This window comes from uncultured Friedmanniella sp., from assembly GCF_964244005.1.
Lineage (GTDB): Bacteria > Actinomycetota > Actinomycetes > Propionibacteriales > Propionibacteriaceae > Microlunatus.
The window spans coordinates 1-22500 of record NZ_CAXTHG010000021.1 but is presented as its reverse complement, the minus strand read 5'-3'; the positions used below and the strand labels follow the sequence as shown (position 1 = coordinate 22500).

Genomic DNA, 22500 nt, shown 5'->3' with positions numbered 1-22500 from the left:
CGCCGCGGCGACCGCCAGCAGCTCCGCGGGAGGGTCGATCCGTCGATGCACGAGCAGCAGTCTCGACCAACAGGTGCGCCCGCTGTGACTTATCCACAGGCCCTAGACCGGCTGGAAGAACGTCAGACCCGGGCCGCCTCCAGCGCGTCCCAGGTCCGGCGCCGCTCACGCTGAACGACCGGGTCGGCGACCGGGACGGCGGCGAGCAGCCGTCGGGTGTAGTCCTCGTTCGGCGTCCGCAGCACCTCGCCGGTGGGGCCGACCTCGACCAGCCGGCCGTCGTACATCACCGCCACCCGGGAGGTCACCGCGCCCACGACGGCGAGGTCGTGGCTGATGAACAGGCAGGCAAAGCCGAGGTCGCGCTGCAGCTCGGCGAGCAGCTCGAGCACGGTGGCCTGGACGGAGACGTCCAGCGCGCTCGTCGGCTCGTCGGCGATCAGCAGGGCCGGGTGGTCGACCAGCGCCCGGGCCAGCGCGACCCGCTGGCGCTGCCCGCCGGAGAGCTCGTGCGGCAGCCGGTCGGCCAGGTCGCGACCCAGCCGGACCCGCTCGAGCAGCTCCTCGACGCGCGCCCGGCGTGCGGCCGGGTCGCCGGCGCCGTGCAGCAGCAGCGGCTCGGCGATGCTGCGTCCGATGCTGTGCCGCGGGTTGAGACTCGACGCCGGGTCCTGGAAGACGATGCCGAGGTGCGTCCGCGCCTCCTGCAGCACCCGACGGGACGCACCCGCCAGCTCGACGCCCGCCAACCGGGCCTGACCCGAGCTGAGCGGGACCAGTCCGGCCAACGCGCGGCCCACCGTGGACTTGCCCGAGCCGGACTCCCCCACCAGACCGACGAACTCCCCGCGTCCGACCACCAGCGACAGTCCGTCGACCGCCCGTACCTCGTCGCCGCCCCGCCCGAAGACCACCGACGCGTCGACCAGCTCAGCCGCTGGCTCGGTCGGCGTCCCGCCCGGGGCCGCAACATCGCCCACCGAGGTGATCCGCGGTACGGCCTGGAGCAGCGACCGGGTGTACTCCGCCTTCGGGTCCGCAAAAAGCGTCTTTGCCGCCGCGCTCTCCACCACCCGGCCGTCGTGCATCACCGCGACCTCGTCGGCCACGTCGGCGACCACCCCCATGTCGTGGGTGATCAGCAGCACGGCCGTACCGAGGCGGTCGGTCAGGTCGCGCAGCAGGCTGAGGATGCCGGCCTGCACCGTCACGTCGAGGGCGGTGGTGGGCTCGTCGGCGATCAGCACGGCCGGGTCGTTGCTGATCGCCATCGCGATCATCGCCCGTTGCAGCTGGCCCCCGGACACCTCGTGCGGGTACGCCCGGGCGATCCGCCGCGGCTCGCGGACGCCGACCAGCTCGAGCAGCTCGAGCACCCGCTGCCGGACCCCGTCCCGCCCCAGTGAGGGCTGGTGGATCTCCACCGCCTCCCCGATCTGGGCACCGATCCGGAAGACCGGGTTGAGCGCGCTCATCGGCTCCTGGAAGATCGCCGCGACCCGACGGCCGCGGACCGGCGCCAGCTGTTCCGCCGACGCCCCGATCAGCTCGACGTCGGGTCCGCCCGGATCGGTCAGCACCGCTGAGCCCCCGACCCGGGCGTTCCGCGGTAACAGGGACAGCAGCGCCATCGCGGTCACGCTCTTGCCCGACCCCGACTCGCCCACCAGCGCCAGCACCCGGCCGCGGGTCAGGGTGAAGCCCACCGCGTGCACCACCTCGCGTGGCGGCCCGGGACGGCGCGACCCGGTGGCCGCGAACGCGACGGTGATCCCCTCCACCGTCAGCACCGGCGCGGCCAGCACGGGCCGCGCGTCAAGGTCGGTCACGGGGCCAACGTCACCTTGAGATAGTTCGGGTACGCGGGGAACGCCCCGATCTGGAAGTTCTGCACCTTGGACCCGTGCAGGAAGGAGTTCTTCGTGTAGGTCAACGGCACGACCGGCGCGTCGGTCATCACCTGCTTGTCGATGGCCGCCCACTGGGTGCCGGCGTCGGCCGGGTCGACCGTTCCGGTGGCCTTCGCGATCGCCGCATCGACAGCAGGGTTGGAATAGCGGGAGATGTTGTAGGCCCCGCCGCCGATCTGGCTGGAGTCGAAGAGCGGCTGGATGTTGCCGTTCGGGCTCGGGAAGTCGGGCTGCCAGCTGCCGATGTAGAGGTCGTAGTCGCCGGAGCTCCCGGTCACCCGGTCGGTCACGGTGGTCTCGTCCTGCGGGTCGAGGGTCACCTTCACCCCCGCCTTCTCGAACCCCTGCTGCAACGCCTGGGCCTGAGCCAGCGAGACCGAGTCGTTCTTGGTGATCTGGGTCAGGTTCAGGTCGTCGGCGTGCCCGGCCGCGGCCAGCAGCGACTTGGCCTTGTCCACGTCACCCGAGGCGGGCGCCGGGTACAGGTCGTACTCGGCCCGGCCGGGGATGCCGGGCGTGATGAGCGTCGTCGCAGCCGCGCCGGAGATCTCGCCGCCGGACGCGAGCAGGAAGGCCTGCCGGTCGGCGGCGTACTCGAGCGCCTGCCGCACCTTCACGTCCTTCAGCGCACCGCGAGCAGTGTTGAACGCCAGGTACGCGAGCGCACCCGGGTCGGAGGTGACCAGCCGGCTCTTGGCCGTCGGGTTCCCCTGGGCCTGGGCCAGCTGGGCCGGCGGCACGAACTGGGCGCCGAACGAGGTCTGCGCCTCCCCGCTGTCGGCGATCAGCGCCTGTGCGGCAACGGTCTCGTCCTGGCTCATCTTGAACGTGATGGTGTCCGGACCGGCCGTCCGGACGGTATCGGTCGCCGCGCTCCACTTCGGGTTGCGGACCAGCTTGAGCGCGACACCCTGCTGGTAGGACTCGACCGCGTACGGGCCGGACGCGGCCGGCTTCTCCCCGTACGTGGCGGGCTTGGTGTCCTTGGCCTTCGGCACCGGGGAGAAGGCCGGCATCGAGGCGATCCAGGGCCAGTCGCCGTACGGGGTGTTCAGCTCGAAGACGATCGTCTTGTCGTCCGGGGTCTTGATCGAGGCGAGCTCCTTGCCGCCGTACGGGCCGGTGTACTTCTCCGCGCCGGCGAGCAGCGACTTGTGGTAGCCGAGGCCGCCGGACAGCTCCGGCGCGAACGAGCGCTCGATGCCGTACTTGATGTCCTCGCTGGTGATCGGGGTGCCGTCGTCGAAGGTGAGGCCGTCCTTGAGCGTGTAGGTCCAGGTCTTCCCACCGTTGCTGGACTTCCCGGTGTCGGTCGCCAGGTCGGGGACGTACTTGGCCTCCTGACCCGGCGTGATGTCCCAGGTGGTCAGCCGACGCTCCACCAGACCGAGGGACGTGATCGCCAGGCTCTGGCTCTTCGCCGGGTCGAAGCTGAGCTCGGTCTGGGCGGTCAGGATGGTCAGGTCGCCCCCCTTGGTCACCGGGGCGGTCGAGCTGCCGGCCGGGGTGGTCGGGTTGGCGTTGCAGCCAGCCAGCAGCAGGGTGGCGGCGGCCAGCAGGGCGCCGACGGTGGTCGCGCGCTTTGTCATCGGGTGGTTCCTTTCGAGGTGGTGGTGGAGATCGGGCCCTACAACAGGCTCGGGGGCGGGGGTCAGCCGGCGCCGGCCTTGACGCGCGGGTCGAGCAGGCCGTAGGTGAGGTCGACGAGGAAGTTCGCGACGACGATCACGAAGGCGGAGAACAAGGTGACGCCGACCAGCACCTGCAGGTCGAGGTTGCCGACGGCGTCGAGCAGCAAAGCGCCGAGACCCTGCATCGAGAAGACCTTCTCGGTGATCACGGCGCCGCCGAGCAGGCCGCCGAGGTCGAGGCCGAACACGGTGACCACGGGGATCAAGACGTTGCGCAGGGCGTGGTGGCTGACGGTCCGCCGCTCGCTGACGCCCTTGGCCCGGGCGGTGCGGATGTAGTCCTCGCTCAGCACCTCGAGCATCTCCCCGCGAGTCAGCCGGGTGTAGAGCGCGGCGTTGAGGAAGGCCAGCACGAGCCAGGGCAGCACCAGGTGCCAGGCCCAGTCGATGGGGCTCTCGGTCAGCGGGACGTAGCCCGAGACCGGAACCATGTTGAGGGTGAAGCCGAAGAGGCCGATGCCGAGCAGCCCGACCAGGTAGGCAGGCGCGGACACGCCGGCGACGGCCGCAGTCATCAGCACGCGGTCGGTGGCCGAACCGCGCTTCAGGGCCGACAGCACGCCGGCCGCGACGCCGAGGACCAGCCAGAGCACGGCCGCGCCGATCGCGATCGAGAAGGTCACCGGGATCCGGGCCAGGATCAGCTCGGTGACCGAGGCGTTGAGCCGGAACGAGTAGCCGAAGCACGGGGCGCTGCACTGGATGGCGGCGGCTCCGGTGCCGTACGTCCGACCCGTCACCAGGCCGCCGAGAAAGTCGAGGAACTGCCGCCACCAGGGCTGGTCGTAGCCCATGAAGGTCTGGGCCTGGGCCAACCGTTCCGGGGTGCACGGGCGACCGCAGGACAGCTGCGCCGGGTTGGCGGGCAGCAGGTAGAAGATCACGTAGCTGACCAGGGCGATCACCAGCAGCACGGCGAGCATGCCGAGCAGCCGGCCGGCGAGGAAGCGTGCGTAGCCGCCGGACCTCATCGGCGCAGGCTCGCGGACCGGGGATCGAGCGCGTCGCGCAGCCCGTCGCCGAAGAGGTTGAAGGCCAACGTGATCAAGAACAGCGCCGCCCCCGGGAAGATCAGGAACATCGGGTCGGTCTGCACCCAGCTGATCGCCTCGCCGATCGAGCGGCCCCACGCCGGGGTGGGCGGTGGCACCCCGACGCCGAGGAAGGACAGTGCCGCCTCGGCGCCGATCTTGCCCGGGATCGAGATGGTGGCGAAGACGATGATCGTCGCGGTCAAGTTGGGCAGGATCTGCCGCAGCACGATGTGCGCCGCGCCCGCTCCGGCGGCGCGGGAGGCGACCACGTAGTTGCGTTCCTTCAGCAGCAGCGTCTGGCCACGGACGACCCGGGCGATCGGCGGCCAGCCGAAGAACCCGATCACCAGCACGATCAGCGCGGACTTCGGCAGCCAGCGCGGGGCGATCGCGCCGAGAGCGATCATGAAGATCAGTCCGGGAAAGCCGAAGACGACGTCGGTGGTCCGGCTCAGCAGACGGTCGGTCCAGCCGCCGGCGTAGCCGGAGACCAGGCCAACGGCCACCCCGAGCACGACCGAGACGACGGTGGCGAGCAGCCCGACCAGGATCGAGGTGCGGGCGCCGTAGACCACGACCGCAAAGAGGTCCCGACCGGTCAGGGGTTCCACCCCGAACCAGTGGTCGGCGCTGATCCCGCCCAGCACGCCGGCCGGTGCGCCGGTCCCGCTGAGCGCAGCGAGGTCGTAGTCGTACGGGTCGTGCCCCGACAGGCGTACCAGCAGCGGCGCCAGCACCGCAGCGAGGACGAAGACGACGATCAACACGATGCCGACCACCGCACCGCCGTCGGCGCGCAGCCGTTCCGCGACCGAGGCGTTCGGCGCCCGGCCGGGTGCGGAGGAGATGCCGACGTCTGACGTGGTCACGCCGTACCTCCTACCCCTCGGGCCCGACGCCTACCGCCGACCTGCTTTCCCGACCGTAACGCTGGGAAATACCGATCGCTTCCGGTCTCGCTGAGTGGAAACCGTTCCGCCTCGGTCCGCCGATCGTGACGAGGCGCGTACCTGGTCCGGTTGACCCACGACGCCGCCGAGTCGATGGCCGCCGGACACATCCGCGCCGCTGAACGGCAGGACGGCGTCTGCGACGACGGGACGGCCTCCACCTCCGCGCTGCACGAGGCCGGCGTCTGGGGAGAGATCCATCGGACGGGCTGATCGTTGCCGATCCGGCATCACTATTGGCCCTGAATGCGCAGATTGCCTACAGTGACGGTATGAAATTCGGCCGGTCGACGAGGGGCGGCATGCGTTGTGGCGCACGCCCGGCCCGGTCACCGGTGCGCGCGCCGCGATGTCGCTGACCGCGCTCGCCCCCGCGGTTCGCTGAACCGCCCCCGCGTCCGCCGACCTCGCCTCCACCACCCTTCTGCGTGGGGCGGCAGCGGTCCCCGAAGCCGAGTCCGCCCGCCCTCTCCCGCCTTCTCGAGGAGCACCTCCATGCCCGAATTGCGACCCACCCCCTCCAGCACGGCGCCGGAGGTGGAGTTCATCAGTGCCGTCAACGTCCGCGAGTCGAGCGAGCTGCACCCGCGACCCGGCAGCGGGGTCGACCTGGCGTACCTGCGCCGCTACGCCCGCGCCCTGGAGGACGGCGGCTTCGACTACACCCTCGTCGCGTACGGGTCGCAGAGCTTCGACCCGTTCACGGTGGCGGCGGCGCTCAGCCAGCACACCGAGCGGATCAAGCCGATCATCGCGCTGCGGCCGAACACGATGTACCCGACGGTCGCCGCCCAGCAGCTGGCCACCCTCGACCAGCTCTCGCACGGGCGGGCGGTGGTGCACATCATCTCCGGTGGCAGCGACGCCGAGCAGGCCAGCCACGGCGACTACCTGACCAAGGACGAGCGCTACGACCGGTCCGAGGAGTTCGTCGAGATCCTCCGCCGCGCCTGGACCGAGACCGCGCCGTTCAGCCACGACGGCCGCTACTACCGCTTCGACGACTTCGGTCCGGGCTTCCCGACCTGGTCCGGCACCATCCCGGTGTCCATCGGCGGGTCGTCGGCTGCGGCGTACCGGGTCGGCGGCCGGCTCGGTGACATCTTCGGCCTCTGGGGCGAACCGCTGGCCGACACCCGGGAGCAGATCGACCGGGTCGCCGAGGCCGCACGCGCCGCGGGCCGGACCGACGTCCCGCGGATCTGGGTCACCTTCCGTCCGATCGTGGCCGCCACCGACGCGCTGGCCTGGGAGAAGGCGGAGGCCACGCTGAGCGCGGTCGAGGCGGCCCACGCCTCGGGCTTCTTGCCCCGTCGGCTCCGGACCTCGGGCCGGCCGCAGAACGCCGGATCTCAACGCCTGCTGGACATCGCGGCCCGCGGTGACGTGCACGACCGGGCGCTGTGGACCCGACCGGCCCAGGTCACCAACGCCGCTGGGGCGTCGACCGCGCTGGTGGGCAGCTACGAGACGGTCGCCGCAGCGATCCTGGACTACGTCGAGCTGGGCGCCAGCCTGGTGTCGGTCCGCGGCTACGACAACCTGAACGACGCCATCGACTACGGCCGCTACGTGCTGCCGCTGGTCCGCGACGAGCTGGCCCACCGCCGGGCGACCGGCCGCCGCGGCGAGGTGGTGGCGCAACCCCCGCTGGAGGCTCCGAAAGCCGCGAAGGCCGACGCCCTGGTGACCGCATGACCCTCACCGAGACCCGTCTGACCCTTCGACAGGCTCAGGGAACGGTTCGACAGGCTCAGGGAACGGCAGGCGAACGACACCTCTGCCCAAGATCGACCTCTCCGACGCCGCACTGACGCGGATCACCGCGACGCTGGCCCAGACGGCCGAGGAGCACGACCGGACTGCGGCCTTCCCGTGGGCCGGACTGAGCGCGGTGCACGAGGCCGGCCTGCTGCGGCTGGGCATCGGCACCCGGTACGGCGGCGAGGAGCTGACCGCGGTCGACGGCGTCCGGGTGTTCGAGGCCCTCGGCGAGGGCGACCCGTCGGTGGCCCTGATCACCGCGATGACGGTCTTTCAGCACGCGCACCAGGCCCGGGCGCCGTGGTGGCCAGAGGCGCTGTACCGCCGGGTGCTCACCGAGTCGACCGACCGTCCCACCCTGCTCAACGCGATCCGCGCCGAGCCGGAGTGGGGCGCCCCCGCCCGCGGCGGACTGCCGGCGACGACCATCACCCAGACAGCCGACGGCTGGCTGCTGAACGGCCACAAGGGGTTCGCCACCGGCTCGGAGGGGCTCGCCTACCACCTGGTGTGGGCCGCGACGAGCGACGACGACCCGCTACTGGCCCACGCGATCGTCCCCGCCGACAGCCCAGGGATCCGGGTCGAGCGCACCTGGGACCACCTCGGGATGCGCGCGTCGAGCACGCACGACGTGATCTACACCGACGTGCTGATCGCGAGCGAGAACTTCGTCGGGACGCCGCACTCGCAGCTGCCGCGGGAGTTCGCGGCCGGGAACTCCGTCAGCCTGGCGATCTCGGCGCTCTACGTCGGCGTCGCCCGGGCGGCGCAACGCTTCTTCACCACGTTCGCCCACGACCGGGTACCGACCTCCCTGGGTCGTCCGATCGCCACCACAGAACGTATCCAGACGGTGGCGGGAGAGATCGAGGCGCAGCTCGTCGGGGCCGAGGAGATCCTCTTCGGCCTGGCCGCCCGCTTCGACGCGGGCGACCCGTCCGCCCCGCAGCGCGCCGGCGTGGCCAAGCTGCTCACCTCCCGGGCCGCGATCAGCGCCGTCCAGGCCGCGGTGGCTGCCATCGGCAACCCGGCTCTGACCCGGCACCACCCCCTCGAACGGCACCTCCGAGACGTCTACGGCGCCCGGCCGCACCCACCCCAGGACGACGCCGCCCTGCTCAACGCCGGCCGCGCCGCCCTGGCCCGTCGACCTCGACCTTCCGACCCGACCGCCGCCCCTGACACCCCTGACACCCCTGACACCACTGACACCGCAGGAGAATCACGATGACCGACCCGTCCGCCTCCGTCCGACGACGACCGGGAGCCCGGTTCGCAGCCGTGGCCGCCTCCCTCGGCCTGAGCCTGGTGCTGGCCGCGTGCGGTGGCTCGACCACGCCGGCCCCCGCCACCGACGCCGGCGCCCCGCACGCCGGCGGCACCCTCGACCTCGCGTTCTGGCCCGACAACGCCGCCTTCAACTGCGTCGATCCGTTCCAGACCTACTGGATCGAGCACCGGACGGTCATCCGCAACATCGCCGACTCCCTCACCGACCAGGACCCCAAGACGGGCAAGATCGTGCCCTGGCTGGCGACGAAGTGGAAGATCACCAAGGGGGGCCGCGAGTACACCTTCGACCTCAAGCAAGGCGTCACGTTCTCCGACGGCACCCCGTTCGACGCAGCGGCCGTCAAGACCGCCTTCGACGGGAACGCGGCCCTGCTCAAGACGCTGCCGACCGCGTACGGCGGGGTCTACATCGCTGGCTACCAAGGCAGTACCGTCGTCGACTCCGACACGGTCACGATCAGCTTCTCCCGGCCGAACGCGGCGTTCCTGCAGGCGACCTCGACCACCAACCTGGCGATCCTCGCCCCGGCCACCTACGCCAAGACCCCGCAGGAGCGCTGCCTCGGGGCCGTGGTCGGCTCCGGCCCCTTCGTGCTCGACTCCTACAAGCCGAACGAGAGTCTCGACCTGAGCAAGCGGTCGGGCTACGCCTGGCCGTCGTCGCTGAACGCGCACACCGGCGAGGCCTACCTCGACCACGTCAAGGTCAGCTACGTGGCCGAGGACAGCGTCCGGGTCGGCAACCTGACCAGCGGCGCGCTCGACATCGCCTGGCCCCGCAACCCGTTCAGCCCCGAGCAGGTGGCCCAGCTCAAGGCCGCCGGGGACACCGTGGTGAGCCGCTCACTGCCCGGGCCCTCGTCCGCGCTCTACCCCAACACCTCGGCTGGCCGACCGCTGGCCGATCTGCAGGTACGCCAGGCGGTGCAGAAGGCGATCGACCGCACGACCTACGCCAGCACCATCTACGGTGCCGACTACCCGGTCGTCGAGGGTCCCTACGACAGCACGACGCCGTACGCCGACTCGACCGCCGCAGCGCTGGCTTATGACCCCGACGGCGCCAAGGCCCTGCTCGACCAGGCTGGCTGGACGGTCGGCGCCGACGGCTACCGGGTCAAGGACGGCAAGAAGCTGACGCTCGTCGACCCGATCACCGCCGAGTCGCCCGGCGACGTGCTGCTGCAGGACCAGCTCAAGCAGGTAGGGATCGACCTGCAGCTCGCCGTGACCACAGCAGCCGAGCGGCCCGCGGTGATCACCGAGGGTAGCTACGACCTGATCAACAGCTACTACACCCGCGCCGACCCAGGTGTGCTGCAGTGGATCCTCGACGCCGACCTCGCCGGCTCGAAGGCCCTGGCCGCGAACAGCCAGAGCCCGGCGGTGGCGGCGAAGGTCAAGGCCCTCTTCCAGGCCGGGTCGGAACAGACCGATGAGACCAAGCGGGCGGCCACGTACAAGGAGCTGCAGCAGTACCTGATTGAGCAGGGCGTCTCCTTCCCCGTGTTCGAACGGGTGCAGCTGGTGGGCCTGTCGCCCAAGGTGCAGGGCTTCCGCTTCACCTCCGAAGCGTTCGGCTCCTTCTACGACGTGTGGTTGAACGGCTAGTGACGCGCTACGTCGTCGGTCGGGTCGCCCAGGCACTGCTGGTGCTCTGGGCGGCCTACACCGTCACCTTCGTCGTGCTCTACCTGCTGCCGAGCGACCCGGTCGCGCTGCTGCTGTCGGCCAACAACGTGCAGCTCGACTCGCTGAGTCCCGCCCAGATCGCGGCCGTCCGGGCCCAGTACGGCTTCGACCAGCCGGTGCTGGTGCAGTACGTCCACCTGTTGACCCGGGCGTTGCACGGCGACTTCGGTACCTCGATCGCGTCGCACCTGCCGGCCGGCGAGCTGATCCTCTCGCGGTTGCCGCAGACCCTGCTGCTCAGCGGGCTGGCCGTGCTGCTGGCCCTGGTCCTGGGGACCGGCACCGCCTTCCTGGCTGCGTACGTCCAGTGGCCGCCGGCCCGGCTGCTGATCAGCCGGGTGCCGTCGCTCGGGGTGTCGCTGCCCACCTTCTGGGTCGGGTTGCTGCTCATCCAGGTCTTCGCCTTCAACCTGCGATGGGTGCCGGCGACGGGCAGCGAAGGCTGGCGGAGCTACGTCCTGCCGGCGGTGACGATGGCCATCCCGACCTCGGCGAGCCTGGCGCAGGTGCTGATCCGCAGCTTCCGCGACACCTTGTCCGAGCCGTACATCATCACGGCGCGGGCGAAGGGGCTGTCGCGGCTGGAGGTCCAGCTGCGGCACGCGTTGCGCAACGCCGCGCTGCCCGCGCTGACCATCCTCGGACTGCTCGTCGGCGCGACCGTGACCGGCGCCATCACCGTCGAGACGGTGTTCTCCCGCGCCGGCCTGGGTCGGTTGGCCGCCGAGTCGGTGCTGGCGCAGGACGTGCCGGTGGTCCAAGGCATCGTGGTCGTCGCCGCGGCCGCCTTCGTCGCGGTCAACCTCGTCGTCGACCTGCTCTATCCCCTGATCGACCCACGCGTCGTGCATGCGCCGCGGGTCACCACGAGCTGAGACGAGACCCGTCATGACCCTCGACATCTCCCCACCCCGGACCGCGGGCGTGCTGCCCACCACCGTGGGGCCGGACCCGCTCAGCGATCTCGTCGCGGACGCGCCGGGCGGCGACCGGCGTCGCTCCGCGGCTCGGGAGGCGGTCGGTGTCCTGGCCCGCCGGCCGGGCTTCGTGCTGGCCGTGCTGTTCATCGTCTTCGTCGTGGCTGCGGCCGCTGCGCCCTCGCTCTTCACCCACTTCGACCCGTACGCCACCGCACCCGCCGACCGGCTGCTACCGCCCGGGACCGCGCACTGGTTCGGGACCGACGAGCTCGGTCGCGACCTCTACACCCGGGTGGTCTTCGGCTCGATGCTGACGATCAAGGCGACGCTGACCGCGATCGGCATCGCCCTGGTCGCCGGTCTTGGCCTCGGGGTGCTCGCCGGTTTCGTCGGCGGCTGGGTTGACGCCGTGCTGATGCGGGTGGTGGACGTCTCCCTGGCCATCCCGGGCCTGCTGCTGGCGCTGGCGATCGTCACCGCCCTCGGCTTCGGCACCCTGCCGATCGCGGTGGCGGTCGGCGTGGGCATCGTCCCCGGCTTCGCCCGGACCACCCGGGCGGAGGTACTGCGGGTCAAGACCCTGCCCTACGTCGAAGCGGCGGTGACCGGCGGCGCCAGCTGGGGTCGGGTCGTCCTGCGGCACGTGCTGCCCAACGCCTGGGGGCCGGTCGCGGTGCTCTCCGTCCTGGACTTCGGGGTCGCCATCCTGTCGGTGGCCGCGCTCAGCTTTCTCGGCTTCGGCGCGGCTCCCCCCGCTGCGGAGTGGGGCACCCTGATTGCGAACGGCCGCAACTACCTGGTCACCGCACCCTGGGTGTCGCTGCTGCCCGGCATCTTCGTCGGCCTGGTGGTGCTGAGCCTCAACCACATCGCCCGCACCCTCGAGGAGCGGCAGCGATGAGCGAGCGCGACGGGGGAACCGCGCTGGTCGAGGTCACCGGGCTCGAGGTGGGCTACCGCCGGCACCGGGTGGTCCAGCCGGCCGTACGCGGGGTCGACCTGCGGGTCGCGCAGGGCGAGGTGGTCGCCGTCGTCGGCGGCAGCGGTTCGGGGAAGACGACCCTGGCCTCGGCGGTGCTCGGCCTGCTGCCGACCAACGGGGTCGTCACCGGCGGCCGGATCGAGGTCGACGGCAGCGACGTGACGGGCGCACCCGACCGGGTGCTGCGCCGGCTGCGCGGCTCGTTCATCGGTCTGGTGCCGCAGGACCCCACCGTCGGACTCAACCCGACCATCCGCGTCGGAGCACAGGTCGGCGAGGCCGTGCGCCGGCGCGGCGTCCCTGCTCGGTCGGTGGACGCCGAGGTGGCGGAGGTGCTCGCGGCCGCCGGCGTCGACCAGCCGGTGCTGCGGGCCCGGCAGTATCCGCACGAGCTCTCCGGCGGCCTCCGGCAGCGGATCCTGATCGCCATCGCCCTCGCGGGCCAGCCGAAGTTGATCATCGCCGACGAGCCGACCAGCGCGCTGGACGTGACCGTGCAGAAGAAGATCCTTGATCATCTTCAGCACCTGGTGCAGGACCGGGGCATCGCGATGATGATCATCACCCACGACCTCGGCGTGGCCGCCGACCGCGCGGACCGACTGCTGGTGATGAGCGAGGGACGGGTGGTCGAGACCGGCCCGGCCCGTACGGTGCTGGCCCAGCCGACGCACGCCTACACCCGTCAGCTGATCGCCACCGCGCCGGGGCTGAGCGCAACCGGGGAGCTCACCGCCCGCCACCAGCAGGTGGCCGACGCACCGGTCCTGCTCGAGCTGCAGGGTGTCACCAAGGACTTCCCCCTCCCCCGTGGGGCGGCGTCCCGGACGTTGCGGGCGGTGGACGCCGTGAGCGTGAGCGCCTACCGCGGCCAGACCCTCGCCGTGGTCGGGGAGTCCGGCTCGGGCAAGACCACCGCCGTCCGGGTGGCGCTCGGACTGGAGCCGGCCACGGCAGGCCGGGTCGTCTTCGACGGCACCGAGCTCACCGCCCTGTCGGCCCGTCAGCTAAGGCCGTTGCGGCAGCGCTTCCAGCTGGTGCAGCAGAACCCGTTCGCGGCGCTCGACCCCCGTTTCACCGTGCAGCAGAGCATCGTGGAGCCGCTCGTCTCCCAGGGTCTGGACGACCGCCGCGCCCGGCGCGAGCGGGCGCGCGAGCTGCTGGACGCCGTCGGGCTGCCTCGTACGTTCGACGACCGGCTGCCCGCCGAGCTGTCCGGCGGTCAGCGCCAGCGGGTCGCCATCGCCCGTGCGCTGGCGGTCCGGCCCGAGCTGGTGTTCCTGGACGAGCCCGTCTCGGCCCTGGACGTGTCGGTGCAGAGCCAGATCCTGACCCTGCTGCGCGAGCTGCAGGACGAGCTGGGCCTGACCTACGTGCTGGTCTCCCACGACCTCGCCGTCGTCGCCCAGGTCGCCCACCAGATCGCCGTCCTGCGCCGGGGCCGGGTGGTCGAGCAGGGACCGGCTGCCCAGCTGCTCGCCCACCCCGCCGAGGACTACACCCAGGCGCTGCTCGACGCCGTCCCCGGCCGGTCCGCCCAGCTGGCCGATCAGTAGGGTCACGAGAAGGAGGTCTTCCCGCTTCCGGAGGTCGATAAAGCGCGACTACCTCCTTCTCGCGGTGCTGAGCGAGTTCTAGAGCACCTCGGCCAGGAATCGCTGGAGACCCGCAGGATCGTGGACTCATCGACGAGGTGGGGCTGCAGGCCACTCGAGCCCTCCGGGACGGCTGCTACGACATCATTGCCGACGCCGAGAAGTACGGCCCGCCGGAGTCTCTCGCCTTCTGGCGAAGCATGGAGTCGGATCTGCAGGAGATCGCAGGACGACCCCCGCTCCTGTGGGGCGGTGAGAACTGACAGAGCCTGCCAACGAAGAGGCGCGACGCGTGTACGTGGCCTAACCTCGGCTGAGCCTGACGCCACGGCGTGCCGCGCAGGTTTGTATTACGGGCTGGCGCTGCCGTCTGGAATGCTGGGACCGGTGAGCAGTTGGAATGGCGCCGGGGCCCCTCGAGAGGTGCGCTTCCGGGAGTACCGCGATTACGAGACGCGCCGTATCGAGGCCAGCGACGCTCTCATGGCTCTACTTGCAGGCGCCCAGTTGGCCTCACACTTGTTGAAGCTCAACGAGGGTTCAGACCGGCTGCTGCCTGAGGTGTTTCCGAAAGTACCTCACATCAGGCGTTTCAACCTGACCAGCGAAAAGGCCAGAGCCATCCTCGACACCGCGGATGAGCACCTCGGAGCGATGAGCGTGCCCTACGCACTGGCGATCCACGAAGATTTTCTCAAGACCTGCCTTGGCCTGCTCGAGACAGCCGGGCGCCTTGCTGTGGGAAAGGCCGAGGACTCCAAGCTCGCTACCCAGCACGAGTTGATAGAGAAAGCCACACACGGGCAGTTCTGCGCTGACAACATGCAAATGATCACGACTCTTCGGCGCATGCGCAACTGCACCATTCACTCCGGCGGTCGTGCCAACGCCATCCTGGTTAAGGGAATAAGCGGATGGACCGCCGAGGTCGAACGAGAGTGGATCCGGCTTGCCGGACGAAACCCGCGTCACCTTCGGGTCGGGGACGTGGTGCGCTTCTCCCACGGCGAACTGATCCTGGCGCTGGCCGTTACCAAGCGTCTCGGCCGAGAGGCGAACCAGCTGCTCCAACCCGCGCTCTCGCGCGATCTGTGGGCCGACATCGTGGTGGCCGATCTGCTTACCGACGACGGCGGAGCCATCCTCCGCTCCGAATTCCCTCGCAAAGTGCAGGGCTGGTGCCGCTTCAGCTACGGCGCCCTGTCCCTGAGCAGAGACGAGTTGGACGCCGCCGTGGCGCGGGCTCGACTACGCCCATCGTGAGCGTCACTCAGACCAAATGTACGAAGGGCCGCCCCGAGGTCGGGACGGCCCTTCGCGTGACAAAGGGGGGCTCTGCTCCTTGAGCTACGGGCTTGAAACCCGCCAGGAGTTGCACCTGGATCGACCCACTTCTGTGAAGTGCCTGGTCGCGAACCAGATAGGCCCTTGGCCTCACTTCCAGTTCCTACTGTATCCGATGGAGCGGCAAGGCGCGCCCGCCCTGCCGCCTCAACCCTCCCCGCCGAGGGCAGGGTCCCTGCCCTCAGCTCAGAGCACCTCGGCCAGGAATCGCTGGAGACGCGGGGTGGTCGGGGCCTCGAAGACCTGGGCCGGCTGGCCCGACTCGAGGACCTTCCCCTGGTCCATGAACAGCACCTGGCTCGCGACGCTGCGGGCGAACCCCATCTCGTGGGTGACCACGAGCAGGGTCATGCCACCGTGGCCGAGCTCGGCCATGACGGACAGCACGCCCTTGACGAGCTCCGGGTCGAGGGCGGAGGTCGCCTCGTCGAACAGCATCACCTCTGGCTCCATCGACAGCGCCCGCGCGATGGCGACGCGCTGCTGCTGGCCGCCGGAGAGCTGTCCGGGACGGACGTCCGCCTTGTGCCCGAGACCCACCCGGTCGAGCTCTTCGAGGGCGCGAGCGTTGGCCGCGTCCTCGCTGAACCCACGCAGCTTGCGGAGCCCGAGCGTCAGGTTGGCGCGCACCGTCTTGTGCGGGAAGAGGTTGAAGTGCTGGAACACCATCCCGATCCGCTGTCGTAGGTCGTCCGGATTGTCGCTCAGCACGCTCTGGCCGCCGAGCAGGACGTCCCCGGAATCGGGTTCGAGGAGCCGGTTGACCACCCGCAGCAAGGTCGACTTGCCCGAGCCGGACGGACCGATGACGCAGGTGGTGGAGGCGGCCTCGACGTGCGCGTCGACCCCGCGTAAGACGCGGTTGGTGCCGAACGCCAGGTGGACGTCGCGGACGTCGACGTCGACGCCCGGCTGGGTGTCGACGAGCGGCTGACCAGCCATCAGTGTGCCTCCTGGGTGAGCGGCAGCGGCGGTTCCGCGTCCTGACCACCGGTCTCGGCGCCGTCGGCTCGCCGGCCCTCCCGGAGCCGGCGGTCGATGACGTTGACGACGTGGGTGAGCGGAACGGTCAGGAGGAGGTAGCAGAGCCCAGCCAAGAGCAGCGCCGACTCGTTTCCGCTGGTGGCGGCCGCGTCCTGCCCGATCCGGAACAGGTCGCGCTGGCTGGCCAGCAGACCGAGGAAGTACACCAACGACGACTCCTTGATCAAGGCGATGAACTGGTTGACCAGCGCGGGGAGCACCCGGCGCACCCCTTGCGGGATCACCACCAGGCGCATGCTGGCGCGCCAGCTGAAGCCGAGCGCCCGCGACGCCTCGAGCTGGCCGACGTCGACGCTCTGGATGCCGGAGCGGAAGATCTCGCCGATGTACGCGGCGGCGATCAAGGACAAAGCCAAGATCCCCAGCGGGTACGGGTTGGGTCCCCAGATCTGCAGGCCGAGCGGTGACAGGCCGACGCCGATGAGCAGGATCGTCACCGCCGCCGGCAGGCCGCGGAAGATGTCGGTGAACACGCGGGCAGGCCAGCGCAGCCAACGGGTCCGCGACAGGCTGCACACCGCCAGCAGCATGCCGCCGGCCGTACCGATCACCCCCGAGCACAGCGCGAGGATGAGGGTGTTCGGCAGTCCTGTCTTCACCAGCTCAGGCAGCGCCGCCCGCATCGCCTCGAGGTCGAAGAACGTCTCCCACAGGGAGCTCAGAACCTCCATGTCGTACCTCCTCCTCGACGACGGGGCTAGTTCGCTGCTCCGATGGCGACGTTGCCGCTGCCGGGCTTGAAGTCCTTCGGGATCTTCCGGTTGGGGTAGAACTCCTGCTGCAGCCGGGCCCAGGTGCCGTCGGCGATGACCTCGTCGAGGGCGCCGTTGACGGCCTTCAGCAGCTCGGGGTTGTCCGGAGCGATGGCGTAGGCGGTGCCGCCCGGGTCGAGCTGCTTGGCGACGGCCTCGACCTTGCCTCCTGAGTCGGCCGCAGTCTTCTCGCCGATCTCCGCCGGGGTGATCCACGCGTCGGCCGTGCCGGACCGCAGCTGGTTGAGCGCGGCGTTGTAGTCCGGCACCCGCACGGGGTTGAGGCCGGTCCGGGTGGCGTAGTCGTCCTGGACGGTGCCCTGGACGACGGCGACGCGCTTGCCGGCCAGCTGGTCGAACGTCTTGATGTCCGAGCCCGCAGGCACGTTCAGCCCGAGGAAGCCGAAGTCGTACTTGTTCGAGAAGGCGACAGTCTGCTTGCGGGCCTCGGTGATGCTGATCGAGGACGACCCGATGTCGAACTTGCGCGTCTTGACCTGGGCGAGAAGCGAGCTGAACTCGGTCCCCACGAACTCGACCCGCAGACCGAGCTTCGCCGCGACCGCGTTCAGCAGCTCGTTGTCGTACCCGGTGAACTTGCCGTCCTTCAGGTACACGTTCGGAGGCGCATCGGTCAGCGTGCCGGCCCGCAGCACGCCCGCCTGCTGCAGGTTGTACGGGTTGTCGGCGGACGCGGCGCCGGACCCGCCGCCTCCGCAGGCGGCGAGGGTGAAGCTCAGGGCAAGGACGAGGACGCCAGCGAGGCGCCGTAGTGGAGCGGTGGTCATGGTGATTCCTTCAGTCGGAGCAGGGACAAGAGCATGGGCAACCACCCGACGCGTCGTCGGTGGTGCGGGCTAGCGACAGGGACTCGGGCGTCCCGGGCCGCGACCAGGTCGGCTGCACCACGCGGGGCGGGTCGAAAACCCCCGCCGGCGACGGGCACTCCTGGACATGCTCACGGCGGTAACCCTACTAAACAAGCAGGATGACTCGGGAATTCGGAGATCGGTTTCGCTGACTGAGACGAGGTCGGGGCCGCGATGCGACCAGGCTTTCCGGTACCGAGGACGGCGTCGGACAACCATCAGGGCGCCGCCCACAGCTCAGCGTCAGAGGGCTGAGTGGTCCCCGACCGCGTGGTAGCTGCGGTCGTGGTAGACCAGCGGGGCGCGCTCGGCGTCGGCCGCCAACGCGGAGTCGAGCGCCAGCACCGAGACCAGGAAGCTGCGGCCGACGGGCGTCCGCTGCACCACCTGGCCGCGGAACCAGGCCGGCGACCCGTCGAGCACCGGTTCGCCGCTCGGCAGCACCGTCCAGCCGCCGGCAGCGAAGCGGTCGATGCCGCTGGTGGCGAAGCGGGTCGACACCTCGACCTGGTCGGCGGCGAGGAAGTTGACCACCAGCGTGTCGACCTCACGCAGCGCCGCCCACGACGACGAGGCGGAGTCGACCGAGAAGGTGAGCAGCGGCGGGTCGGCGCTGACCGAGATGACCGAGGTCGCGGTGAAGCCGCCGAGCCTCTCCGGCCCGGCGAAGGTGATCACCGCCACTCCGGCCGGGTGCCGCCGGAAGACGGCTTTGAACGTGGCCGGCGCGACCCCGTCCAGTTCGGGGCCCAAGAGGTCCAGGTCGGGGCGGGTCAGCTCGGTCGTCATGGTCGTCCCTCAGTCTCGGGGTCGGCGGGCGGGCCGCCGGATCGGGCGAACGCCGGCCGCAGCAGCGGCGCGGCGGTAACGAACCATCGGTCGACGACGTCGTCGAGCTGGGCGAGCTGGGACTCCGTCACCGCGAGCGCGCGGGTCGGCACGCTCGCACCCAGCTCGACGAGCAGCGGACGCAGGTGGACCTCACCGGCCAGGCTGTGGGCCGGGCTGCCCGAGACCACGACCGGGACGGCGGTGACCCCAGCGAGCCCGTTGGTGCCGTAGAGGTCCAGGAACGACTTGAGGAGTCCGGTGTAGGAAGCCTTGTAGACCGGGGTGGCGACCACGAGCACGGTCGAGGCGGCGACGGTGGTCAGCGTCGCGTCGACCCCGGGCCGCTCGGCGGCGAACAGGTACGGCGCGAGGTCGGCGAGCTCCACGGCGACTATTTCGGCGCTGCCGGCGAGGCCGGCGACCCGCTCGGCCACCGCCCGGGCGACCAGCGAGGTGCGGGAGCCGGCGCGTGGGTTGCCGGAGAGGGCGACGACCGTCGCGGCTCCGGGATCGGTGACCATCAGATCGCCTTTCCGGGGTTGAGCAGCTGCTGCGGGTCGAAGACGGCTTTGACCTGCTGCTGCAGCTCGCGTGCGACCGGCCCGAGCTCGGCGTCGAGCCACGGCCGTTTGAGCAGGCCGACGCCGTGCTCGCCGGTCAGGGTGCCGCCCAGCTCCAACGCCAGCGCGAACACGGCGTCGGCAGCCTGGTCGACGCGAGCCAGGTCGGCCGGTTGCTCGGAGGTGACCAGCAGGATCGGGTGCAGGTTGCCGTCCCCTGCGTGGGCGAAGGTGAAGATCGGGACACCGGTCGCTGCCGCGATGGCGGCGATGCCCGTGACGGCGTCGGCCAGCCGCGAGCGCGGGACGGCGATGTCCTCGATCACCACCCGGCCCTGCCGTTCGATCGCGGGCAGCGCGGCCCGGCGGGTGGCGACCAGCCGCTCTCCCGCCGCCGGGTTCGTGGTCATCTGGACCTCCTGCGCCGTACGCCCGAGGACCGAGGCGACGACAGCCATCTCGGCCTCGGCCCCGAAGCCGTCGGTCTGCACCAGCAGGAAGGCGTCGGCGCGGGTGCTGAGATCGTCGCCCGAGGCCGCGTCCAGCGCCACCAGGGTGGCGTGGTCGAGCAGCTCGCACGTCGAGGGCCGGACCCCGGCCCCGGTGATGGCGAGCGAGGCGGCGACAGCCTCGGTGGTGGAAGCGAACCAGGCAGCGGCGGTGGCGGTGGTCAGCGGGACCGGCGTCAGCCGGACGGTCACGCCGACGATCACGGCCAGCGTGCCCTCGGACCCGACGAGCAGGCTGGTCAGGTCGTAGCCGGTGACCCCCTTGGCCGTCGTCCGGCCGGTCGAGACCAGCCGCCCGTCGGCGAGCACGACGTCCAGGGCCAGGACGGCGTCGCGGGTCACCCCGTACTTGACGCAGCGCAGCCCGCCCGCGTTGGTCGCGACATTGCCGCCGATCGTGGAGATCTCGACGCTGGCCGGGTCGGGGGCGTAGCGCAGGCCGTGCTGCCGGGCCGCGCGGTCGAGGTCGGCGGTCAGGACGCCGGGCTCGACCACCGCCACCCCGTCTTCGACCCGCAGCTCGCGGATCGCGTCCATCCGGCGCAGGTCGAGCACGAGGCTGCCCCGACCCGCCGTCGCGCCACCGCTGAGGCCGGTCCCGGCCCCGCGGGGGACGACCGGCACGTGGTACCGGCTCGCGAAGCGCAGGGCCTCCTGCACGTCCGCGACCGTCGCCGCGTGGACCACCGCCTCGGGCAGCCCGTCCGCCACGTTGCCGGACCAGTCGCTACGGACGGCAGCGCGGTCCGCGACCTCGGTCGACAGCCCGGCCGCCGGGGAGAGCTGCCCGGCCAGCTCAGCCCAGGGCGGTGCGCCCGCGTACGTCTCGAGACTGGCGGTGGCCGTCAGCGTCACGGTCGGCTCGCGGTGGGGCTGACGATCAGCGGCAGGTCAGCCCCCAGCCGCAGCCGCTCGAGGAACAGCACCACGGTCGCCGCCACCGAGCGGTGACTGACGTCGTTGAGGATGTCGTGCCGACCGCCCGCCACCACCACGACCTCCGCGACCCCGGCCCGGCCGTACCAGCGCCTTGCCGCCGGCAGCGGGCTGATCGCATCATCGCCACCGTGCAGCGCGAGCACCGGCAGAGCGACCCTGGCTTGGATGGGCGCCGGAGCGAGCCGGATCAGGCTGGCGGCCGACGCCAGACTGCCCCGAGCGGAACGGCGGAGCACCTGCTGGTGGTTGGGGCAGGCCGTCCGGGCTTCGACCTCGGCGGGCCAGTCGGCGGCAGCAGCGTGGTCCTCGAGGGCCAGCCCGGCCAGCACCAGGCCCGCCACCTCGACATCAGGGTCGCTCGCGAGCGCCAGGGCGGCGCGGGCTCCGGCGTCGGAGCCGACCAGCACGACCGGGGCCACGACCTCCGGATCGTCGAGCAGGGCAGCGATCTCGGCCCGGACGCCGGGTTCGGTGTGGTCGCCGGCGCTGACCACCAGCACGCGGTAGGCGTCGCTCGCCAGCCGGCGGCCGAACCGCGCGTACACCTCGGGCGGCTCGCCACGTCCGGTGAGCAGCACCAGGGTGCCACGCGGGTTGAGGCCGGCAGGTTCGTGCCAGCGCGCGATGTCGGTCTGGTTGGTGCGTTCCGGCAGGTTCAGGATGGTCACGGGTGCTCCTCGGGGTCAGGCGCTCTGGAAGGCGGGTGCGGTGGCCCGGCTCTCGCGGCCGGCGAGCTCGGAACGGACGAGCGGCAGCAGGTAGCGGCCGTAGTCGATGGCGTCGTTGAGGTTGTCGTAGCCGCGGATGGAGATCAGGTCGCAGCCGATGTCGACGTAGTCGAGGATGGCGGCGGCGACGGTCTCGGGGCTGCCGACGAGGGCGGTCGAGGCTCCGCGGGCGCCGGTGGCGCTGGCCACCGGGGTCCACAGGGCTCGGTCGTGCAGCTCACCGCGTGCGGCCAGGTCGAGCAGTCGCTGCGAGCCGACGTTCTGCGGCGCGGGAGCGTCGAGACCGGCGTAGGTCTGCTGCAACGAGCCGAGGGTCCGGTGCGCCTTCTCCCAGGCCAGCGCGTCGGTGGCGGCGATGATCGGCCGGAAGGTCACCCAGATCCGGGGCCGGTCGGTGCGCCCGGCCAGCCGCGCCTGTTCGTGCACCGCCTCGATCTGTTGCCGGGTCTCGGCCAGCGGTTCGCCCCAGAGCCCGAAGATGTCACCCAGCGCGCCGCCGACCTGGTACGCCTCGGCCGACGAGCCGCCGACGGAGACCGGGATGGTGCCGTTGACGGGTCGGAAGTCGGACCGGAAGTCCTCGAAGGAGTAGTAGCGGCCGGCGTGGTCGAAGGGTTCGGTCTCGGTCCAGACGCGGCGCAGGATCTCGATGAACTCCGCCGACCGCGCGTACCGCTCGGCCTTCGGCAGCCGGTCGCCCTCGCGGGCCTGCTCGGCGTCGCTGCCGCCGGAGATGATGTGCACGGTCGCGCGGCCGTCGCTCAGCTGGTCGAGCGTGGCCAGCGCCTTGGCCGCCACCGTCGGATAGAGGGTGTTCGGCCGCAGCGCAATGATCGGCCGGACCCGTTCGGTGTGCTGACTGATTGCCGCGGCGACGCTGAACGGGTCGTAGCCGCTGGATCCGTACGGCAGCAGGGTGTAGTCGAAGCCCGCCGCGTCGAGCTCGCGGGCGTAACGGACCAGGAAGCGCCGGTCGATGGTCGACGAGCCGGCCGGCTGGGTGCCCGGCCGGATCTCGGTCCGGTCGTTGACGAAGGTGGCGCTGATGAACTCGACGGTCATGCGGAGTCTCCTGACACAGAGCGGCGGG

The 22500-nt window shown here is 71.1% G+C and carries 20 protein-coding genes; 8 read left to right on the top strand and 12 right to left on the bottom strand.

Annotated elements, in window-relative coordinates; genetic code table 11:
• Positions 1 to 122: 122 nt before the first annotated feature.
• The 4 genes from ACFE76_RS13830 to ACFE76_RS13815 all read right to left on the bottom strand — a co-directional run bounded on the left by ACFE76_RS13830 (position 123) and on the right by ACFE76_RS13815 (position 5504).
• Positions 123 to 1829: a dipeptide ABC transporter ATP-binding protein gene (locus ACFE76_RS13830; RefSeq protein WP_375432342.1), complete on the bottom strand. Its 1707-nt coding sequence runs from the start codon at positions 1827 to 1829 to the stop codon at positions 123 to 125.
• On the bottom strand, positions 1826 to 3499 hold the full coding sequence (locus ACFE76_RS13825; protein WP_375432341.1) for an ABC transporter substrate-binding protein: 1674 nt from the start codon (positions 3497 to 3499) through the stop codon (positions 1826 to 1828). Before ACFE76_RS13825 ends, ACFE76_RS13830 begins: the two co-directional genes overlap by 4 nt.
• 62 nt (positions 3500 to 3561) lie before the next feature.
• Complete coding sequence (locus tag ACFE76_RS13820; RefSeq protein ID WP_375432340.1) at positions 3562 to 4572, bottom strand: ABC transporter permease; 1011 nt, start codon at positions 4570 to 4572, stop codon at positions 3562 to 3564.
• Entirely contained in the window at positions 4569 to 5504 is a 936-nt protein-coding gene (locus ACFE76_RS13815) for an ABC transporter permease (RefSeq protein ID WP_375432339.1), read from the bottom strand. Before ACFE76_RS13815 ends, ACFE76_RS13820 begins: the two co-directional genes overlap by 4 nt.
• 150 nt (positions 5505 to 5654) lie before the next feature.
• On the opposite strand from ACFE76_RS13815, the gene ACFE76_RS13810 reads away from it, so the two are divergent.
• The 8 genes from ACFE76_RS13810 (at position 5655) to ACFE76_RS13775 (ending at position 15097) form a co-directional block, all read left to right on the top strand.
• Complete coding sequence (locus ACFE76_RS13810) at positions 5655 to 5798, top strand: hypothetical protein (protein WP_375432338.1); 144 nt, start codon at positions 5655 to 5657, stop codon at positions 5796 to 5798.
• Positions 5799 to 6080: 282 nt separating this feature from the next.
• A complete protein-coding gene (locus tag ACFE76_RS13805; RefSeq protein WP_375432337.1) occupies positions 6081 to 7283 on the top strand; it encodes an LLM class flavin-dependent oxidoreductase in 1203 nt (400 codons plus the stop codon).
• An 82-nt stretch (positions 7284 to 7365) separates the two neighbouring features.
• A complete protein-coding gene (locus ACFE76_RS13800; protein ID WP_375432403.1) occupies positions 7366 to 8583 on the top strand; it encodes an acyl-CoA dehydrogenase family protein in 1218 nt (405 codons plus the stop codon).
• The gene (locus tag ACFE76_RS13795) at positions 8580 to 10256 is read left to right on the top strand and encodes an ABC transporter substrate-binding protein (protein WP_375432336.1); all 1677 of its coding nucleotides are present in this window, start codon (positions 8580 to 8582) and stop codon (positions 10254 to 10256) included. The genes ACFE76_RS13800 and ACFE76_RS13795 overlap by 4 nt, the downstream gene beginning before the upstream one ends.
• Complete coding sequence (locus ACFE76_RS13790) at positions 10256 to 11212, top strand: ABC transporter permease (protein ID WP_375432335.1); 957 nt, start codon at positions 10256 to 10258, stop codon at positions 11210 to 11212. Before ACFE76_RS13795 ends, ACFE76_RS13790 begins: the two co-directional genes overlap by 1 nt.
• Before the next feature lie 13 nt (positions 11213 to 11225).
• Positions 11226 to 12158, top strand: coding sequence for an ABC transporter permease (locus ACFE76_RS13785; protein ID WP_375432334.1), 933 nt, complete (start codon positions 11226 to 11228; stop codon positions 12156 to 12158).
• A complete protein-coding gene (locus tag ACFE76_RS13780) occupies positions 12155 to 13795 on the top strand; it encodes a dipeptide ABC transporter ATP-binding protein (RefSeq protein WP_375432333.1) in 1641 nt (546 codons plus the stop codon). The genes ACFE76_RS13785 and ACFE76_RS13780 overlap by 4 nt, the downstream gene beginning before the upstream one ends.
• A 462-nt stretch (positions 13796 to 14257) precedes the next feature.
• A complete protein-coding gene (locus ACFE76_RS13775; RefSeq protein ID WP_375432332.1) occupies positions 14258 to 15097 on the top strand; it encodes a hypothetical protein in 840 nt (279 codons plus the stop codon).
• Positions 15098 to 15364: 267 nt separating this feature from the next.
• Here ACFE76_RS13775 and ACFE76_RS13770 read toward each other — a convergent pair whose 3' ends face one another.
• The 8 genes from ACFE76_RS13770 to ACFE76_RS13735 form a co-directional block, all read right to left on the bottom strand.
• Complete coding sequence (locus ACFE76_RS13770; protein ID WP_375432331.1) at positions 15365 to 16120, bottom strand: amino acid ABC transporter ATP-binding protein; 756 nt, start codon at positions 16118 to 16120, stop codon at positions 15365 to 15367.
• On the bottom strand, positions 16120 to 16893 hold the full coding sequence (locus tag ACFE76_RS13765; protein ID WP_375432330.1) for an amino acid ABC transporter permease: 774 nt from the start codon (positions 16891 to 16893) through the stop codon (positions 16120 to 16122). The genes ACFE76_RS13770 and ACFE76_RS13765 overlap by 1 nt, the downstream gene beginning before the upstream one ends.
• Before the next feature lie 26 nt (positions 16894 to 16919).
• Positions 16920 to 17762: an ABC transporter substrate-binding protein gene (locus ACFE76_RS13760; protein ID WP_375432329.1), complete on the bottom strand. Its 843-nt coding sequence runs from the start codon at positions 17760 to 17762 to the stop codon at positions 16920 to 16922.
• A gap of 324 nt (positions 17763 to 18086) precedes the next feature.
• Positions 18087 to 18632: a flavin reductase family protein gene (locus ACFE76_RS13755; protein ID WP_375432328.1), complete on the bottom strand. Its 546-nt coding sequence runs from the start codon at positions 18630 to 18632 to the stop codon at positions 18087 to 18089.
• Positions 18629 to 19195, bottom strand: coding sequence for an NADPH-dependent FMN reductase (locus tag ACFE76_RS13750; RefSeq protein WP_375432327.1), 567 nt, complete (start codon positions 19193 to 19195; stop codon positions 18629 to 18631). Before ACFE76_RS13750 ends, ACFE76_RS13755 begins: the two co-directional genes overlap by 4 nt.
• Entirely contained in the window at positions 19195 to 20598 is a 1404-nt protein-coding gene (locus ACFE76_RS13745) for an FAD-binding oxidoreductase (protein ID WP_375432326.1), read from the bottom strand. The genes ACFE76_RS13750 and ACFE76_RS13745 overlap by 1 nt, the downstream gene beginning before the upstream one ends.
• The gene (locus ACFE76_RS13740) at positions 20595 to 21350 is read right to left on the bottom strand and encodes an alpha/beta hydrolase (RefSeq protein ID WP_375432325.1); all 756 of its coding nucleotides are present in this window, start codon (positions 21348 to 21350) and stop codon (positions 20595 to 20597) included. Before ACFE76_RS13740 ends, ACFE76_RS13745 begins: the two co-directional genes overlap by 4 nt.
• A gap of 15 nt (positions 21351 to 21365) precedes the next feature.
• Positions 21366 to 22472, bottom strand: a complete 1107-nt coding sequence (locus ACFE76_RS13735; RefSeq protein ID WP_375432324.1) for an LLM class flavin-dependent oxidoreductase — start codon at positions 22470 to 22472, stop codon at positions 21366 to 21368.
• Between the last annotated feature and the right edge of the window lie 28 nt (positions 22473 to 22500).

Coding starts and splice junctions, on each gene's coding strand:
- ACFE76_RS13825 (WP_375432341.1), bottom strand. CDS start 3,499: ATGACAAAGCGCGCGACCACCGTCGGCGCCCTGCTGGCCGCCGCCACC.
- ACFE76_RS13820 (WP_375432340.1), bottom strand. CDS start 4,572: ATGAGGTCCGGCGGCTACGCACGCTTCCTCGCCGGCCGGCTGCTCGGC.
- ACFE76_RS13805 (WP_375432337.1), top strand. CDS start 6,081: ATGCCCGAATTGCGACCCACCCCCTCCAGCACGGCGCCGGAGGTGGAG.
- ACFE76_RS13795 (WP_375432336.1), top strand. CDS start 8,580: ATGACCGACCCGTCCGCCTCCGTCCGACGACGACCGGGAGCCCGGTTC.
- ACFE76_RS13785 (WP_375432334.1), top strand. CDS start 11,226: ATGACCCTCGACATCTCCCCACCCCGGACCGCGGGCGTGCTGCCCACC.
- ACFE76_RS13780 (WP_375432333.1), top strand. CDS start 12,155: ATGAGCGAGCGCGACGGGGGAACCGCGCTGGTCGAGGTCACCGGGCTC.
- ACFE76_RS13770 (WP_375432331.1), bottom strand. CDS start 16,120: ATGGCTGGTCAGCCGCTCGTCGACACCCAGCCGGGCGTCGACGTCGAC.
- ACFE76_RS13765 (WP_375432330.1), bottom strand. CDS start 16,893: ATGGAGGTTCTGAGCTCCCTGTGGGAGACGTTCTTCGACCTCGAGGCG.
- ACFE76_RS13760 (WP_375432329.1), bottom strand. CDS start 17,762: ATGACCACCGCTCCACTACGGCGCCTCGCTGGCGTCCTCGTCCTTGCC.
- ACFE76_RS13755 (WP_375432328.1), bottom strand. CDS start 18,632: ATGACGACCGAGCTGACCCGCCCCGACCTGGACCTCTTGGGCCCCGAA.
- ACFE76_RS13750 (WP_375432327.1), bottom strand. CDS start 19,195: ATGGTCACCGATCCCGGAGCCGCGACGGTCGTCGCCCTCTCCGGCAAC.
- ACFE76_RS13735 (WP_375432324.1), bottom strand. CDS start 22,472: ATGACCGTCGAGTTCATCAGCGCCACCTTCGTCAACGACCGGACCGAG.